At 74.6% G+C, this 16072-nt stretch carries 13 protein-coding genes and 2 pseudogenes; 8 read left to right on the top strand and 7 right to left on the bottom strand.

Going from position 1 to position 16072, the window contains the following annotated elements; all coding sequences use genetic code 11:
- Positions 1-172 precede the first annotated feature (172 nt).
- Positions 173-385 carry a hypothetical protein gene (locus ACN27G_RS18050; RefSeq protein WP_421493966.1) on the bottom strand — a complete coding sequence of 71 codons (213 nt, stop codon included), beginning with the start codon at positions 383-385 and terminating at the stop codon, positions 173-175.
- A 133-nt stretch (positions 386-518) separates the two neighbouring features.
- Here ACN27G_RS18050 and ACN27G_RS18045 point away from each other — a divergent pair, with 133 nt between their 5' ends.
- A complete protein-coding gene (locus ACN27G_RS18045; RefSeq protein WP_421493965.1) occupies positions 519-1736 on the top strand; it encodes an MFS transporter in 1218 nt (405 codons plus the stop codon).
- A gap of 74 nt (positions 1737-1810) precedes the next feature.
- Here ACN27G_RS18045 and ACN27G_RS18040 read toward each other — a convergent pair whose 3' ends face one another.
- The 4 genes from ACN27G_RS18040 to ACN27G_RS18025 form a co-directional block, all read right to left on the bottom strand.
- On the bottom strand, positions 1811-2074 hold the full coding sequence (locus tag ACN27G_RS18040) for a hypothetical protein (protein ID WP_421493964.1): 264 nt from the start codon (positions 2072-2074) through the stop codon (positions 1811-1813).
- Between the two features lie 170 nt (positions 2075-2244).
- Positions 2245-2706 (bottom strand): SRPBCC family protein, encoded by a 462-nt coding sequence (locus ACN27G_RS18035; protein ID WP_421493963.1) that lies wholly within the window; start codon positions 2704-2706, stop codon positions 2245-2247.
- Positions 2707-2792: 86 nt separating this feature from the next.
- The gene (locus ACN27G_RS18030; RefSeq protein ID WP_421493962.1) at positions 2793-3203 is read right to left on the bottom strand and encodes a DUF2795 domain-containing protein; all 411 of its coding nucleotides are present in this window, start codon (positions 3201-3203) and stop codon (positions 2793-2795) included.
- Positions 3204-3283: 80 nt separating this feature from the next.
- A complete protein-coding gene (locus ACN27G_RS18025) occupies positions 3284-4267 on the bottom strand; it encodes a YihY/virulence factor BrkB family protein (RefSeq protein ID WP_421493961.1) in 984 nt (327 codons plus the stop codon).
- A 232-nt stretch (positions 4268-4499) separates the two neighbouring features.
- On the opposite strand from ACN27G_RS18025, the pseudogene ACN27G_RS18020 reads away from it, so the two are divergent.
- Positions 4500-4898: pseudogene (locus tag ACN27G_RS18020) on the top strand (ChaB family protein); the annotation flags it as partial.
- A gap of 156 nt (positions 4899-5054) precedes the next feature.
- Here the strand turns inward: ACN27G_RS18020 and ACN27G_RS18015 are convergent.
- Positions 5055-6494: an aldehyde dehydrogenase family protein gene (locus ACN27G_RS18015; protein ID WP_421493960.1), complete on the bottom strand. Its 1440-nt coding sequence runs from the start codon at positions 6492-6494 to the stop codon at positions 5055-5057.
- A 121-nt stretch (positions 6495-6615) separates the two neighbouring features.
- Between ACN27G_RS18015 and ACN27G_RS18010 the strand changes: the two genes are divergently transcribed.
- A complete protein-coding gene (locus ACN27G_RS18010) occupies positions 6616-8214 on the top strand; it encodes a phytoene desaturase family protein (protein WP_421497363.1) in 1599 nt (532 codons plus the stop codon).
- A 66-nt stretch (positions 8215-8280) separates the two neighbouring features.
- Here the strand turns inward: ACN27G_RS18010 and ACN27G_RS18005 are convergent, their stop codons facing one another.
- Positions 8281-9108 carry a polyprenol monophosphomannose synthase gene (locus ACN27G_RS18005; RefSeq protein ID WP_421493959.1) on the bottom strand — a complete coding sequence of 276 codons (828 nt, stop codon included), beginning with the start codon at positions 9106-9108 and terminating at the stop codon, positions 8281-8283.
- A 318-nt stretch (positions 9109-9426) separates the two neighbouring features.
- On the opposite strand from ACN27G_RS18005, the pseudogene ACN27G_RS18000 reads away from it, so the two are divergent.
- The 5 genes and pseudogenes from ACN27G_RS18000 to ACN27G_RS17980 form a co-directional block, all read left to right on the top strand.
- Positions 9427-11277: pseudogene (locus ACN27G_RS18000) on the top strand (HAD-IIIA family hydrolase); the annotation flags it as partial.
- A gap of 191 nt (positions 11278-11468) precedes the next feature.
- Entirely contained in the window at positions 11469-12446 is a 978-nt protein-coding gene (locus tag ACN27G_RS17995; RefSeq protein ID WP_421493958.1) for a glycosyltransferase, read from the top strand.
- Positions 12431-13663, top strand: a complete 1233-nt coding sequence (locus tag ACN27G_RS17990) for a glycosyltransferase (RefSeq protein WP_421493957.1) — start codon at positions 12431-12433, stop codon at positions 13661-13663. Before ACN27G_RS17995 ends, ACN27G_RS17990 begins: the two co-directional genes overlap by 16 nt.
- A complete protein-coding gene (locus ACN27G_RS17985; protein WP_421493956.1) occupies positions 13663-14523 on the top strand; it encodes a D-sedoheptulose-7-phosphate isomerase in 861 nt (286 codons plus the stop codon). The genes ACN27G_RS17990 and ACN27G_RS17985 overlap by 1 nt, the downstream gene beginning before the upstream one ends.
- On the top strand, positions 14520-16058 hold the full coding sequence (locus ACN27G_RS17980; RefSeq protein WP_421493955.1) for a PfkB family carbohydrate kinase: 1539 nt from the start codon (positions 14520-14522) through the stop codon (positions 16056-16058). Before ACN27G_RS17985 ends, ACN27G_RS17980 begins: the two co-directional genes overlap by 4 nt.
- Positions 16059-16072: the final 14 nt, after the last annotated feature.

Genomic DNA, 16072 nt, shown 5'->3' with positions numbered 1-16072 from the left:
TGGGTTTGGATGGTCACCGGATCCGCCCGGGGCGGAGGACCCCGGAGGCGGGCCGCCGACACCTCGCCCGCGGCCTCCCGGTGCCTCGCCCGTGGGCTCCCGACGCCTCGCCTCCGGGTTCCGGCGCGCTCGTCTCCGGGTTCCGGCGTCGCGCGCGCCGGTGAAGGTGGGGCTACTCGATCGAGCCGGCGTCCACTGGACGGCGCCGCATCGCATCGTCGGCGAGGATCACGGTGGCGACCATCAGCGACACGCAGAGGCTGAACAACCACGAGCCGTCGTCGACCAGGCGGGCGGAGACCGGCGCCTGCACCGCGGTGAGCAGGAAGGCCAGCCACGCGAACCGACGCTGACGGATGGAGAGGAAACCAGGAGCCTGACGCATCCCGAAATTCTGCCCTGGCGGACGCCGATCGCCGTCCCCCGTTCGGACGAATTCGAGGCACCTGCCCGCTTGATCCGGCTCTGTGGCACCTCTGGTGGTCGGTCGTCGGTCCCGTCCGGCATGATCGACGGTCGTGTCCACTCCCTCGCGGGTCAGGACCGGGGTCACCGTCCTCGTCCTGGCCTACCTGGCCTTCGTCAGTCTCGGCCTCCCCGACGGCCTGCTCGGCGTCGGCTGGCCGTTCATCAGCACCGACCTGACGGTACGCACCGAGGCGGTCGGGCTGCTGCTCACCTCGGGTACGGCCGGCTACCTCGTCTCCAGCGTGCTGGCCGGGTTCAGCATCGCCCGGCTGGGCGTCGGCTGGCTGCTGGCCGGGAGCACCGCGCTGGCCAGCCTGGCGTTGACCGGCTACGCCAGCTCACCAGGGCTGCCGATGATGATCGGTTGTGCGCTGCTGCTGGGGCTCGGCTCGGGCGCGATCGACGCGGGGTTGAACGCGTACGCCGCGGGTGCGTTCGGACCGCGGCAGATGAACTGGATTCACGCCTGCTTCGGGCTCGGTGTCGCCATCGGGCCGCTGGTGATGACGACGGTGCTCGGCTACGGGCTGGGCTGGCGCTGGGGGTACGGCGTCGTGGCGACCGCCCAGGCCGTGCTGGCGCTGGCCTTCATCCTCACCGTCCGGGCCTGGCAGCGGCCGGCGGTGCCCGGCCGACCCGATCCGGACGGCGGGCCGGCGGCGCCGGCCGGGCCGGTGCGGATCGGCGCCACCCTGGCCCTGCCTGCGGTCTGGTTCGGCGCCCTGACCTTCGCGGTCTACGTGGGGATCGAGGTCGCCGCCGGGCTCTGGGCCTTTCTGCTGCTCACCGAGGACCGGGGACTGAGCGCCACCGTCGCCGGCCTCTGCGTGTCGATCTACTGGGGGAGCCTCTTCGCCGGCCGGGTGGTGCAGGGCCTGGTCGCCGAGCGGCTGGGCAGCCGGACGGTGCTGCTCGGCAGCATGTACGGGATGGCGGCCGGTTCCGCCCTCGTCGCGCTGCCCGGTCCGGGCTGGCTGGCCGTGCTCGGCCTCGCGGTCGTCGGGTTCGGCGCGGCGGCGGTCTTCCCGCTGTTGACCCTCAGCACGGCCGACCGGGTGGGGCGGCGGCATGCGGACCGGACGATCGGGTTGCAGATCGGTGCGTCCGGGCTGGGGGGCGCGCTCATCCCCGCCGCACTGGGACTGCTGATCGGCCGTGTCTCGGTCGCGGTGCTCGGGCCCGCGCTCCTGCTGCTCTCCCTGACCATGCTGGCCCTCTACTGGGCCTCCAACCGGCGGGCGGCCCGGCGTCCCGCGCAGGACGGCTGACCTCGCCCGCCCGCCGATCCGGGCCTGGACGGTCCGCCGCTCTCAAGCAGTGCGGCACCGGGCGGTCGCCTCGCTCAGTGCGGTCCGGTGCGGCCGGTGGTCGACGGCCGGAAGCGGCGCTGGTCGTCGCTCATCTGCTCGGCCCGCTCCTCGTCGTACGGCATCATGTCCGGGTCGTCCGGCTCTGCGCCGTGGCCGAACGCCGACTCCGCACCCGCCTCGTTGCCGGTCACGTCGTCGACCTGCCCGTCGGGCGTCGAAGCGCCCATCGCCCTCTCCAGCTCGGTGAGGGGTAGCCGCTCCTCGTCCCGCCAGACGTGCTCTTCGCTGTCGGTCATGCCGTCGCCCTACCCGGCCCACCCGAGCGGCAAACGCCGCCGATCCACCCGTAGCCGATCCACCCGGAGCCGATCCACCCGTAGCCGATCCACCCGTCGTCGAGATGGCGGTGGCCGCCAGGCGGGAAACCCACCCGGCGGCCACCGCCGATCGGTCGAACCCGAGAGCGTTACGGCTGCGGCCGGGAGACCGCGCCGCGCCAGGCGCCGGTCTCGGCGCCGCGCCGCTCGATGAACTGCTTGAACCGGTCCAGGTCACCGGCGACCCGCCGGTCCACCATGCCGAGCTTGTCGCCGGCCTTCTCGGTCATTCCCTGCGGCTCGAACTCCATCTGTGCGGTGACCCGCGTGTGGTTCTCGTCGAGCCGGTGGAAGGTCACCACGCCGGCCTGCCGGGTGCCGTCCGTCGAGGTCCAGGCGACCCGTTCGTCGGGCAGCTGTTCGGTGATCCTGGCGTCGAACTCGCGGTTCACCCCGCCGATCTCGACCTTCCAGTGCGTCATCGTGTCCGACACCTGCCGGACCTCCTGGACGCCCTCCATGAACTCCGGAAACTGCTCGAACTGGGTCCACTGGTCGTACGCGGTCCGGATCGGCACCGCAACGTCGACGGACTTGGTCACGCCACTCATCCGGCATCCTCCTTGTCTGTCGGTCTGGATCTGTGGGCTCGGTTGCTGTGCTGCTGGGGTTGCTGTGCTGCTGGGTTCGGGGGCCGTTACCAGCGCTGGGTCTCGTTGGCGTGGCCCAGCGCGGCCCACACCTCGGAGACGGTCTGGAACCGGTCGCCAGACGGTAGGCGGTCCAGTTGGGCGAGGATGTCGTCCGGCGCCTCGTTCTCCTCGGCGCTGCGGCGGAGGCTCTCCCGGTCACCGGGCAGGGCCGAGAGCGGAATGAACCGGCCCAGCCGGCTCCGCTGCTCGACCTCTTCCGAGGTCATGCCCTGCGGCGCACCGGACCGGGTGTCGTTGCTCGGCGCGCGGGTGAGGCCGGGCTGGTCCTCGCCGGCCGGCTCCGGGTTGCGCCACTCCTCCGCGCGACCGCCGGCGGCGCCCTGCACCGTGCCCTTCACCTCCCGGCCCATCTCCTCGTCCAGCCGGGGGCCGTGCTTGCTGTTCCCACGTTCCATACCTGATCCGCTACCCGAGGGGGCCCGCGCTAAACGACATCGGGAAGCCGGGCAGCGGCCCCGGGGCATGGGTGGCGTGATCAGTCCGCCGGTGCCTTGGGTGGCAGGGCCGGCTCCACCGGCGGCTCGGCACCGCCCTGGAGCGCTCGGCCGCGTTGCACCTCGGAGTTGATCTCGACGCCGAGCATCACCGCACAGTTCGAGAGGTAGAGCCAGACCAGCGTGGCGATGGCCGCGCCGAGGCTCCCATACGTCACGTTGTAGGAATCCAACCCGAATCGGGCGACGTAGAAGCCGAAAGCCACCGAGACGACGGCCCAGGAGGCGAGGGTGACCGCGCCGCCGACCGTCAGCCAGCGGAACCGGGGCTGCCGGACGTTCGGCGCGATCCAGAACAGCATCGACAGCAGCAGCATCATGATCGCCACCAGGACCGGCCACTTGGCGATCGACCAGGCGGTCCGGGGCGCGTCTCCGATGGAGAGTGCGTTACCGACCGCGTCGGTGACCGGGCCGCTCACGATCAGCCCGGTGGCCACCACCGCGAGCAGGACCAGCGCGATCGCGGTCAACCCGAGCTGCAGCGGACGCAGCAGATAGAACGGCCGACCCTCGGCAACGCCGTATATCGCGTTGGAGGCCCGGGTGAACGCCCCAACGTAGCCGGAAGCCGACCAGAGTGCCGCCACCAGACCGAAGCTCAACAGCACCTTCGCCGACCCCTGGTTGTCGACGACGTCCCGCAGCACGTTCAGCACCGCGTCGTTCGCCACGACCGAGCCGGCGCCGACGTCCCTGGCGAGGCCGGCGATCGTGTCGATGGTGTCCTCGCCGTTCGAGACCAGACCGACCAGCGCGACGATCACGATCGCCGACGGGAACACCGCCAGCACCGCGTAGTAGGTCAGCGCGGCGGCCCAGTCGGCGCAGTTGTCCTTCATGAAGTTCTGACCACTGCGGACAAGTACGCCCCGCCAGGTCGTCCAGCTCAACTGGCGCAGCCGGCCGGGGAGGTCCCCGTGCCGGTCACGTACCGCCGGGGCCGGTTCCGTGGTTGACGCCATGCTCTGGCCCCCTCGTCGTGCTGGCTTCCGTGATGCCGCCGGCTCCTAGGTGCTGGCTCTCTCGTGCTGCGCGGACCCCCGTGACGCTGCCTGCCGGCCCCGTGACGCTGCCTGCCGGCCGTGCTCGGCCCGGTACCCAGCGCCGGATCTGGACAAACACCAGGTCGGGTTTGCCGGCGACGGTGCGGGAAACCGGGTCGGTGGAAGACGACGACCCCGAGGAGGGAAGATCATGCCCGGACGCGAGGTTCTGCCGAGCACCCTGAGACGCTCGCCCCGGAAGGCCCAGGACACCTGGGCGAAGACCCATGATTCGGCGGTCGAGACGTACGGCGAGGGCCAACGGTCGCACCGGACCGCGTTCGCCGCACTCAAGCACTCGTTCGAGAAGGTCGGCGACCACTGGGAGCCGAAGGGGCGCAGGGGCCCCAGCGACGAGCAGGCGGCCGGCGGCGGGCCCGCGCGGCGCGCACCCACCGCCGGTGGTGTGGACGCCAACGCCCCGAAGGGACACCTGATGGAGGTGGCCAGGCGGCTGGACGTGCCGGGACGCTCCCGGATGACCAAGGCCGAACTGGTCAGCGCGATCCAGAAGGCGAACAACCGGAAGACCGGCACGGCACGCGGTCGGGAGAAGGAGAGTCGGGAGAAGGAGAGTCGGGAGAAGGAGAGTCGCGGGAGGGAGAAGCGCCGCGGACGCGGCTGACCGGGCGTCGCGCACGTGCGGGGTGGCGACGTGCGGGCCGGTGTCGTGCGGGCCGGTGTCGTGCGGGCCGAGGGCGCCGGCTCACCATCGGTTGCCCTCCCCGCCCGGCCCCTCGATGTGCACCGCCTTGGTGACGGTCAGCTCGTCCAGCAGCTCCGGCCCGTACCCGAAACCCTGGCCGCTGCCGGCGCGGGGCTCGGCGGCACCACCCGGCGCGCCACCGAAGACGGCATTGATCTTCACGGTCCCGACCGGCAGCTCCCGCCAGGCCCGCTGCGCGTGGCCCATGGACGCGGTGAGCACCGTCGCCGCCAACCCGTACGGCGAGTGGGACGCCCTCGACAACGCCTCGTCGAAGGACTCCACCACCATCACCGGGGCCACCGGCCCGAAGGTCTCCTCCCGCATCACCGCCATCTGGTCGGTGCACTCGGCGAGCACGGTCGGGGGGTAGAAGGCACCCGGCCCCTCCGGCACCCTACCGCCGGTGAGCAGGGTGGCGCCGTCCGCGATCGCCGTCTCGACCTGGCCGTGCACGTGATCCCGGTGCCGCCGGTCGACCAGCGGCCCGAGTTCGCTGCGCGGGTCCCGCCCCGGCCCCGACCGCAGCGCCTCGGCCCGCTGCACCAGCGCGCCGAGGAACCGGGTCGCGATGGAGCGGAGTACGTAGATCCGCTCGACCGCCACGCAGAGCTGACCCGCGTTGGCGAACGCGCCGATCGCGGCCTGCGCGGCGGCCCAGCGTGGATCGACGTCGTCGTCGACGATCAGCGGGTCGCTGCCGCCGTTCTCCAGCAGGGCCTTGGCACCGGACCGGGCGCAGGCCGCGGCGATCGACCGGCCGGTGGCGGTCGAACCGACGTGCGCGACCACGTCGACCTCCTGCCCGGACAGTGCCGCGCCGACCCGCCCGTCGCCGGTCAGCAGCGACAGCACCCCCGAGGGCAGGTGTTCGTCGAGGAGCCGGGCGAGCAGGAAACCGCTGGCGGTGCTCCGCTCGCTCGGCTTGTAGACGACGGTGTTGCCGGTGGCCAGGGCCGCGCCGAGCAGGCCGCAGGAGACCGCGACCGGATCATTCCACGGGGTGATGACCGCGACCACGCCGCGCGGCTGCGGCACCATCAGGTCGATCGCGTCGGCGTCACCGCCCAGGGTGCGGCCGCCGCCCAGCGGCGCGAGTTCGGCGTACTGGCGCAGCGTCGACACGCCCGCCTGCACGCCGCTGCGGGCCGCGTCGAGCGGCCGGCCCATCTCGGCGGTCTCCGCCTCGGCCAGCCGGTCGGCGACCGCCTCGATCGCGTCCGCCGCCCGGCGCATCGCCGCCGCCCGCTCGGACGGCGCGGTCCGGGCCCACCGCGGCGCCGCCGCGCGGGCCGCCTTGACCGCCGCGTCCACCTCCGCCTCGGCCGCCACCGGGACCCGGCTGACCGGGCTGCCGTCGGCCGGATCCACCACGTTGAGCCACCCGGCGTCGCCGCCACCGTCCCACACCCCGGCGATGAGCTGCTGGATCTGATACATGGAGCGCAGTTTGCCCCGGTCCGGGAGGTCCAAACTCTCCGTCCGCAGAGGTGTTAGGAAGGGCCCCCGCTACCACAGAAAACGATAAGCGGGGGCCCTTCCTTGCTACCGTGCACGGGTGATGGGGGTGGTGGAGACCGCCGACGCCGTCGTGGTCGGTGCGGGGCACAACGGCCTGGTCGCCGCGAACCTGCTCGCCGACGCCGGCTGGGACGTCCTGGTGCTGGAGGCGACCGGGGAGCCGGGCGGAGCGGTCAGGTCGGCCGAGGTGACCGCTCCGGGCTACCTGAGCGACCTCTACAGTTCCTTCTATCCGCTCGGCTACGCCTCACCGGTGCTGCGCCGGCTGCGGCTGGACGGCTACGGGTTGTCCTGGCGGCACGCCCCGGACGTGCTGGCGCACCTGTTCCCGGACGACCGGGCGGTGCTGCTCAACCGCGATCCCGGGGTCACCGCGGCCTCCGTGGAGCGGTTCGGCGCAGGGGACGGCGAGCGCTGGCTCGACGCGTACGCGCAGTGGCGGCAGATCTCGGCGCCCCTGCTCGACGCGCTCTTCAGCCCCTTCCCACCGGTACGCGGCGGGCTTGCGCTCGCCCGCCGGCTGCGCACGGCCGGGCTGCTGCGACTGGCCCGTCGCCTGGTGCTGCCCAGCGCCCGGCTCGGCGCCGAACTCTTCACCGGCACGGGCGCCCCGGCGCTGCTCACCGGCTGTGCGCTGCACACCGACCTCGCCCCGGACGAGCCGGGTTCCGGCGTCTACGGCTGGCTGCTGGCCATGCTGGGGCAGCAGGTGGGCTGGCCGGTGCCGGTCGGCGGGGCGCAGCGGATCACCGACGCCCTGGTGGCCCGGTTACGGGACCGGGGTGGCCGGCTGCACCGGCACACCCCGGTCGAGCGGGTACTGGTGGCCCGCAACCGGGCCGTGGGGGTGCGCTCGGCCGATGGCCGGCTGTGGCGGGCCCGTCGCGCGGTGCTGGCGGACGTGCCGGCACCGGCGCTCCTCCTCGACCTGGTCGGTGCCGACCGGCTGCCACCCCGGCTGGTCGCCGACCTGGCGCACTTCCGCTGGGACGGCTCCACGGTCAAAGTGGACTGGGCGCTGGCCGGGCCGGTGCCCTGGCGGGAGCAGGCGGTGGCCGGTGCCGGCACCGTGCACCTCGGCGGCGACCTCGCCGGCCTCGCCCGGTACGCGACGGATCTGCAGCGGGGCGAGGTGCCGACCGAGCCGTTCCTGCTGGCCGGGCAGTTGACGGTGGCGGATCCGGGCCGCTCGCCGGCCGGCACCGAGTCGTTCTGGGCCTACACCCATCTCCCGTTCCGCCGGGACTGGCGGGCCGAGCAGGTCGGCACGCAGGTCGAGCGGATGGAGGCGGTGCTGGAGAGGGCGGCGCCCGGCTTCGGCGCCCTGGTCCGGGCCCGGCACGTGGCCGGGCCCGCCGAGTTGGCGGCGGGGGATCCGAGCCTGGTCGGCGGCGCGGTCGGCGGCGGCAGCTCCGCCGCGTACCAGCAGCTCTTCCTGCGCCCGGTGCCCGGGCTCGGCCGGGCGGACACCCCGGTCGACCGACTCTTCCTGGCGGGCGCCTCCGCGCACCCCGGTGGCGGGGTGCACGGCGGGCCCGGCGCGAACGCCGCCCGGGCCGCGCTGGCCCGGGACCGCGCCGTGACCGGCCGGGCGTACGCCGCCGTCGTTGCCGGCGCACACCGGGCCATCTACGCCTGACCCCGACGTCGGGGGCGCGCCACGGCGTCGCCGGGTCGGTCGACACCGCCGCCCGCCCTGGGCCAGCTACGCCCGACCGGCGGCCTCCTCGGGCCGGTCGGTCTCACCGGGCTGCTCGGTCTCGCCGGACCGGACGATGTTGCGGTGCCGGCCGCGCAGTCTGAACGGCATCAGGGCACTTTCGATCTTCGTCCCCGTGGTCATCTTCGAGTCGCCGTCCAGGCGCTCCTGGAACCGGATCGGCACCTCCAGGATGGTGTGGCCGAGCTTGGTGGCCAGGTAGTGCATCTCGACCTGGAAGCTGTAACCGTTGGACTGCACCCGGTGCAGGCCGATGTCGTGCAACGCCTCGGCCCGCCAGATCTTGAACCCGGCGGTGAGGTCCCGGATCCGCACCTGGAGCAGGGTGTGCACGTAGAAGTTGGCCCATCCGCTGAGCGCCCGCCGGTAGAGCGGCCACGCCTCGTCGAGCTGCCCACCCGGAACGTAACGCGAGCCGATCACCACACCGGCCTGGGTGGAGAGCAGCGAGCCGAGCATCCCGGGCAGCGCCTCCGGCGGGTGCGAGAGGTCCGCGTCCATCTGCGCGACATATTCGGCGCCGGCCGCCAGGGCCCGGCCGATCCCGTCGACGTACGCCCGCCCCAGGCCCTCCTTGCCGGCCCGGTGCACGACCTCGATCCGCTCCGGGTGCTCGATCGCCAGCTTGTCCGCCACCTCGCCGGTGCCGTCCGGCGAGTTGTCGTCGACGACGAGGATGCGCAGCCCGGGTAGTGGCAGGGCGAGTAGCCGCTCGACCAGCACCGGAAGATTTCCCGCCTCGTTGTAGGTGGGGACGACGACGGTCAGGTGCGCGTCCCGCCAGGGAGCAGGCAGCTGTACGGGTTCGATCATCGGGCATCCTCGGTTGGCCGACAGCGGTCAGGGGCAAAGCCTAACGTGACGCAACGCGCGGGGCGTAACACGGGCTGGAGGGGCCAAACCGGCCGGCACCTGGGCGAATGCGGTTCGTCGGGCGGAAGAACCGGCTTCGACGGCCGGGTAACGGTTCGGCTCTGGATAGCGGGACCGCCGGGTAACGGTTCGGTTCTGGGTGGCGGGACCGCCGGGTAACGGTTCGGTTCTGGATAGCGGGGACGCGGCCGGGGTATGCGTACCGGCGACCGACGCCTTCGGGCCGGTCCGGCGCGCCCGCCCGCCCGGGTGGAATTGATGTTTACTTCTCCTGCCCCCGGGAACCCGCCGGCCGTGCGCAACGACCGGGTCGACCCGCATCAGTGCAGGTCAGGGGCACCGCACGGTGGCCCGGACGGTGCGTGGGCCGGCAGCGGTCTCTTCGACGCGGTGCTCTTCGACCGGGACGGCACCCTGGTGCACGACGTGCCGTACAACGGGGACCCGGCGCTGGTCCGACCGCTGCCGGGCGCCCGGAAGGCGCTCGACCGGCTCCGGGCCGCCGGTCTCCGGTTGGGGGTGGTGACGAACCAGTCCGGGGTGGCCCGTGGCCGGTTCAGTTCCGCCGACGTGGCCCGGGTCAATGCCCGGGTCGACGAGCTTCTGGGCCCCTTCGACACCTGGCAGGTCTGCCCGCACGCCGAACCCCCGCCGGGCGGGGCCGGCTGCCGGTGCCGCAAGCCGGCTCCGGGCATGGTCTGGGATGCGGCCCGCGCGCTCGGCACCGAGCCCGGCCGCTGCGTGCTGGTCGGTGACATCGGCGCCGACATGACCGCGGCCGGCGCGGCAGGGGCGAGCGGCATCCTGGTGCCGACCGCGCAGACCCGGCCGGAGGAGGTCGCCGCCGCCCCCACGGTCGCCGGTGACCTGACCGGTGCCGTCGACCTGATCCTGCGACGCCACCGCTCCGCCTCGCCGAACGGCTCGGCGTTCGACAGTCCCGGGCCCGCCGGTTCCGCGGCGGACGGTTCCAGGCCGGCCGGCTCCGCGATGACCAACTCCGCGATGACCGGGTCGGCGCGGGACGACTCCGGCCTCCGGCCCGGTCCCGGGCGCACGCGGGTCCGTTGCGTCCTGGTGGCCCGGCCGGACTCGGCCGGGGACGTCCTGGTGACCGGGCCGGCGATCCGGGCCGTCGCGGCCGGCGCAGACCGGGTGGTGCTGCTCTGCGGGCCGCGCGGCCGGGCCGCCGCCGAGCTGCTGCCCGGCGTCGACGAACTCGTCGAGTGGCGGCTGCCCTGGATCGACCCCGAGCCCGGCCCGGTCGACCGGGCCGAGGTCGACCGGCTCACCGCCCGGCTCGCCGCCACCGGTGCCGAGGAGGCGGTTCTCTTCACCTCGTTCCACCAGTCGGCGCTGCCGCTCGCCCTGGTACTGCGGATGGCCGGGGTGGCCCGGATCTCGGCGATCAGCCCGGACTATCCCGGTTCCCTTTTGGACGTGCGGCACCGGGTGCCGCCGGGGATCCCCGAGGCCGAGCGGGCGCTCTCGCTGGCGGCGGCGGCCGGGTTCGTGCTGCCGCCCGGTGACGAGCCCGTGTTGCGGCTGCGGGCCGACCCGGACGCGGCCGCCGCCGATGGCAGCCTGCCCGATCCCGGGTACGTCGTGCTGCACCCCGGATCCTCGGTGCAGGCCCGCGCCTGTCCGCCCGAACGCTGCGCCGAGATCGTCACCGCGCTCACCGGGGCGGGGCACCGGGTGGTGGTGACCGGCGGCCCGGGGGAGCGGACGCTGACCGCGCGGGTCGCCGGGCGTACCGGGATCGACCTCGGCGGGCAGACCACACTGACCGGCCTCGCCGCGATCATCGCCCGGGCCGGCTGCCTGGTCGTCGGCAACACCGGTCCGGCGCACCTGGCCGCCGCGCTCGGCGTTCCGGTGGTCAGCCTCTTCGCTCCGACGGTCCCCTTCGGACAGTGGGGGCCGTACCGTGTGCCCACCATCCGGCTCGGTGACGCCGCCGCCGGCTGCCGGCACAGCCGGGCCACCACGTGTCCGGTGCCGGGGCATCCGTGCCTCTCCGACATCGCACCGCAGGAGGTGGTCGACGCGGTCCGCCTGCTCGGCCACTCGGCGGTGACCCCGGCCGTCCGGGGGACGGCGGCAGCGGCAGGGCCGAGGACGGCCGCGCCCGACCTGAGGACGGGCGCGGCCGACCTGAGGACGGGCGCGGCCGACCCGGGGAGGGACGTGGTCGACCCGGGGACGACGGGCGCGGCTGGGCCGGGGGCGGGGGCGGGCGGCCCCCGGCCGGCCGCGGGGGCGGGCGGCGTGCTCGCCGGTGTCCGGGAGGTCCGGCCGTGAACATCCTGCTCTGGCACGTGCACGGCTCCTGGACCACCGCCTTCGTGCATGGCAAGCACCGGTATCTCGTCCCGGTCACCCCGGACCGTGGCCCGTACGGCCTGGGCCGGGCCCGCACCTACCGATGGCCGGACACCGTGGACGAGGCGACCCCGGAGGAGCTGGCCGGCGCCGACGTCGACCTGGTGATCCTGCAACGTCCGGAGGAGATCGACCTGGTCGCCGAGTGGCTGGGCCGGCGGATCGGCCACGACCTGCCGGCGATCTTCGTCGAGCACAACACGCCGAAGCAGGGAAACGTGCCGGACAGCCGGCATCCGCTGGCCGACCGCGACGACCTGCTGATCGCGCACGTCACCCACTTCAACGCGCTCTTCTGGGACACCGGCGGCACCCGGACCGCCGTTGTCGAGCACGGCATCGTGGCGCCGACCGCCCGCTACACGGGGGAACTCGACCGGCTGGCGGTGGTGGTCAACGAGCCGGTACGCCGCTGGCGGGTGACCGGCACCGACCTGCTGCCGCTCTTCGCCGAGATCGCCCCGCTCGACGTCTTCGGGATGGGTGTGGCCGGGCTGCCGGACCGGCTGGGGCTGCCCGCCGACCGGTTGACCGTGCACGACGACCTGCCGCAGGTCCGGATGCAGGCGGAGATCGCCCGGCGGCGGGCGTACCTGCACCTGTGCCGGTGGACGTCGCTCGGGCTGAGCCTCGTCGAGGCGATGGCCATGGGCATGCCGGTGGTCGTGCTCGCGGCCACCGAGGCGGTCGAGGCGGTGCCACCGGGGGCGGGTGTGCTCTCCACCCGGGTCGACACCCTGCTGGCGGCCGCCCGGCAGCTCGTCGAGGAGCCCGACACCGCCCGACGGCTCGGGGGGCAGGCCCGGGATGCCGCGCGGGCCCGGTACGGCCTGGACCGGTTCCTGGCCGACTGGGACCGGTTGCTGGAGGAGGAACTATGCGCGTCGCGATGATCTCCGAGCACGCCAGCCCGCTCGCGGTGCTCGGCGGCGAGGACGCGGGCGGCCAGAACACCCACGTCGCCGAACTCTCCGCCGCGCTCGCCGACGCCGGCCACGAGGTGCGGGTCTACACCCGACGGGACAGCCCGGACGCGCCGCGGACCGTGCGGCTGCGCGACGGCGTCGAGGTGGTGCACGTCCTCGCCGGGCCGCCACAGCCGATCGCCAAGGACGACCTGCTGCCGTACATGAAGGACTTCAGCCGGTGGCTGGTGGCGCGCTGGCGGGAGGACGACTGGGTACCCGACGTGGCCCACGCACACTTCTGGATGAGCGGGCTGGCCGGGATAGCCGCCGGCCGGCAGACCGGCGTCCCGGTGGTGCTGACCTACCACGCGCTCGGCACGGTCAAGCGGCGCCACCAGGGCGCGGCGGACACCAGCCCGGCCCGCCGGGTCGGCTACGAGCGGGCGCTCGGCCGGGCCGTCGACCGGGTCATCGCGCAGAGCCGGGACGAGGTGCGGGAACTGGTCCGGATGGGCGTGCCGCAGGACCGGGTGACGGTGATCCCCTCCGGGGTCAACGACACGACCTTCTCGCCCGACGGTCCGGCCGTGCCCCGGGTGCCGGGCCGGTCCCGGATCCTCACCGTCGGCCGGCTGGTGGAGCGCAAGGGCTACCAGGATCTCATCCGGGCGATGCCGACGGTCCCGGACGCCGAGTGCGTCGTCGTGGGCGGGCCACCGGCCGGCGAGGTCGACGACGATCCCCAGGTCCGCCGGCTGCGCGCGCTCGCCGACGAGGTCGGGGTCGCCGACCGGGTACGCCTGATCGGCGCCGTCCCGCGCGACGAGATGCCGTACTGGTACCGCTCCGCCGACGTCCTCGTCGCCGCCCCCTGGTACGAGCCGTTCGGGCTCACCCCGCTGGAGGCGATGGCCTGCGGGGTGCCGGTGGTCGGCACCGCCGTCGGCGGGCTCACCGACACGGTCGCGCCGGGGCGCACCGGTGACCTGGTGCCACCCCGCGACCCCGAGGCGCTCGGCACCGCCATCCGCGAACTGCTCGCCGACCGGGCGCGCCGGTTCGGCTACGCGGCGGCGGCGCTGGACCGGGCCCGCCGGTGGTACTCCTGGACCCGTACCGCCGAGCAGATCGGCGCCGTCTACGCCGCCGTCGGCGAGGTACGCCGGCCGAGCCGGGTGGTCGCCGGAAGGATGGTGCCCTAGTGGCCGGCCCCCTGGAGGTGTTGGACAGTCACCTGGCCGGGCTCGCCACGGCGCTGCTGCCGTACCGGGCCGAGGCCGGGCGGCTGGCCCGCTGGGGCGACGAGCTGGCGCGGCTGCTCGCCGGCGGTGGCCGGATCCTGGTCGCCGGCAACGGGGGCAGCGCCGCCGAGGCGCAGCACCTCGCCGCCGAGCTGGTCGGCAAGCTCCGCGACGACCGGGCCCCGCTGTCGGCGATCGCGCTCTGCGCCGAGACCTCGTCGCTGACCGCGATCGGCAACGACTACGGCTTCGACGAGGTCTTCGCCCGGCAGGTACGCGCGCACGGCCGCCCCGACGACGTCCTGCTGCTCCTCTCCACCAGCGGCCGCAGCGCCAACCTGGTCCGGGCGGCCCGGGCCGGTCGGGAGCTCGGCATGCGCTGCTGGGCGCTGACCGGCCCGACGCCGAACCCGCTCGCCGACGCCTGCACCGACGTGCTCGCCGTGCCCTGCCCGGACAGTCAGGTGGTGCAGGAACTTCACCTGGTCTCGGCGCACGTGCTCTGCGCCTACGTGGACGCGCACCTGCCGGCCCCGTTCGCCCCGACCGGCTACCTGACGACCGGACCGGGCACCGCGATGGCGGGCACGGCGGTGCCGGGCACCGCGATGGCGGGCACGGCCATGGCGGGCACGGCCATGGCGGGCACGGGGCCGGCGGGTACCACACCGCCCGCCGCGCAGACCGTGCCCACCGGGGCGGGAGCGCGGCCGGTGGGTGCGGGCGCCGCGACGGTCCGCCCCTCCGGGGTCGAGGACGAGCTGGTGCTGCGGGTGCCGGGAACCCTCCGTCCGGGCGGGAGCGAGGGGGAGGGGCGATGACCAGGAGGCTGGTGGTCGTCGGCGACACGCTGCTCGACCGGGACGTGGAGGGCGTGGTGAACCGGCTCTGCCCGGACTCGCCCGTCCCGGTGCTGGACGAGAACAACAGCATGGACCGGCCCGGCGGTGCCGGGCTCGCCGCACTTTTCGCCGCCGGACGGGGCTTCGAGGTCTCCCTGGTCACGGCGCTCGCCGACGACGAGGGGGGTGCCCGGCTCAGCCGGCTGCTCACCGCCGGCGGGGTGCAGGTCTACGGCCTGCCGCTGCCCGGGGCGACCCCGGAGAAGATCCGGCTGCGGACCCGGGGGCGGGTGCTGCTCCGGCACGACCGGGGCGGGCCGGCCGGACCGCCCGGCGAGCCGAGCGAAGCCGTCTTGGAACTGCTGGCCGGGGCGGCCGGGATCCTGGTCAGCGACTACGGCCGGGGGGTGGCCCGGCTGCCCGCGCTGCGCGCGGCGCTGGCGGGTACCGCCGCGCCGATCGTCTGGGACCCGCATCCGCGCGGGCCGGCGGCGGTGCCGGGCGTCCGGCTGGCCACCCCGAACGAGGTGGAGGCCCGGGAGCTGGCCGGGGTGACCACCGGGGGTTCCCGGCTGGCCACGGCGGGGCGCTGCGCCCAGGCGCTGCGCCAGCGCTGGCGGGTCGGCGCGGTGGTGGTGACCCTGGGCGGTGACGGGGCACTCCTCTGCCACGCCGGCTCGACACCGCTGGTGGTGCCACCACCGACCCGCGCCGACGGCGACACCTGCGGTGCGGGGGACCGGTTCGCCGCGGCGGCCACGGTGGCCCTGGCGGACGGGGCACTGGTCTCGGAGGCGGTACAGCAGGGCGTGGTCGAGGCGTCCGGGTACGTGGCGGGGGGCGGGGTGGCCAGCGCCGTACCGGCGACTCCGGCCCGGTCCCCGGCGGCGCGGCACCATGGCGGGCCCGGGCAGGGTGTGCGGCGTTCCGGTGACGCCGTGCCGGTCGCGGCGGTGGACTGGAGCGACCGGATCGGGCACCGGGCCGCCGGAGAGGTGGTCGCCCGGGTCCGGGCCGACGGCGGCACGGTGGTGGCCACCGGCGGCTGCTTCGACCTGCTGCACGCGGGGCACGTGGCGACGCTGGAGGCGGCCCGGCAGCTCGGCGACTGCCTGGTGGTCTGCGTCAACTCCGACGAGAGCGTCGCCGCCCTCAAGGGTTCGGACCGGCCGCTGGTCAGGCACGCCGACCGGGCCCGACTGCTTGCCGCTCTGGGCTGCGTCGACGCGGTGGTCGTCTTCGACGAGTCGACGCCGCACGCGGCGCTGGCCTGGCTGCGGCCGGACATCTGGGTCAAGGGGGGCGACTACGGCACCGGCGCCGACGGACCGGAGTTGCCGGAGGCCGAGATCATGCAGCGTTGGGGCGGGCACACCGTGGTCGTGCCCTATCTGGACGGGCGTTCGACCACCGAGATGATCACCGCTGCCCGGACCGGTCACGGAGCCGCTGCCCGGACCGGTCACGGAGCCGCTGCCCGGACCGGTCACGGACCGGTGGGACGGGCCCGGTGAGCGGCGGCCTCGAC

The sequence above is a fragment of the Plantactinospora sp. WMMB334 genome (assembly GCF_049179095.1).
GTDB lineage: Bacteria > Actinomycetota > Actinomycetes > Mycobacteriales > Micromonosporaceae > Plantactinospora.
The sequence above is the reverse complement of the archived record's forward strand: the minus strand, read 5'-3'. Positions and strand labels throughout refer to the sequence as shown.

Bases quoted from the DNA above. Each gene is read 5' to 3' on its own strand.
- ACN27G_RS18035 (WP_421493963.1), bottom strand. From the start codon at position 2,706: ATGAGTGGCGTGACCAAGTCCGTCGACGTTGCGGTGCCGATCCGGACC.
- ACN27G_RS17990 (WP_421493957.1), top strand. From the start codon at position 12,431: ATGCGCGTCGCGATGATCTCCGAGCACGCCAGCCCGCTCGCGGTGCTC.
- ACN27G_RS17980 (WP_421493955.1), top strand. From the start codon at position 14,520: ATGACCAGGAGGCTGGTGGTCGTCGGCGACACGCTGCTCGACCGGGAC.
- ACN27G_RS18050 (WP_421493966.1), bottom strand. From the start codon at position 385: ATGCGTCAGGCTCCTGGTTTCCTCTCCATCCGTCAGCGTCGGTTCGCG.
- ACN27G_RS18030 (WP_421493962.1), bottom strand. From the start codon at position 3,203: ATGGAACGTGGGAACAGCAAGCACGGCCCCCGGCTGGACGAGGAGATG.
- ACN27G_RS18025 (WP_421493961.1), bottom strand. From the start codon at position 4,267: ATGGCGTCAACCACGGAACCGGCCCCGGCGGTACGTGACCGGCACGGG.
- ACN27G_RS18005 (WP_421493959.1), bottom strand. From the start codon at position 9,108: ATGATCGAACCCGTACAGCTGCCTGCTCCCTGGCGGGACGCGCACCTG.
- ACN27G_RS18040 (WP_421493964.1), bottom strand. From the start codon at position 2,074: ATGACCGACAGCGAAGAGCACGTCTGGCGGGACGAGGAGCGGCTACCC.
- ACN27G_RS18015 (WP_421493960.1), bottom strand. From the start codon at position 6,494: ATGTATCAGATCCAGCAGCTCATCGCCGGGGTGTGGGACGGTGGCGGC.
- ACN27G_RS18010 (WP_421497363.1), top strand. From the start codon at position 6,616: ATGGGGGTGGTGGAGACCGCCGACGCCGTCGTGGTCGGTGCGGGGCAC.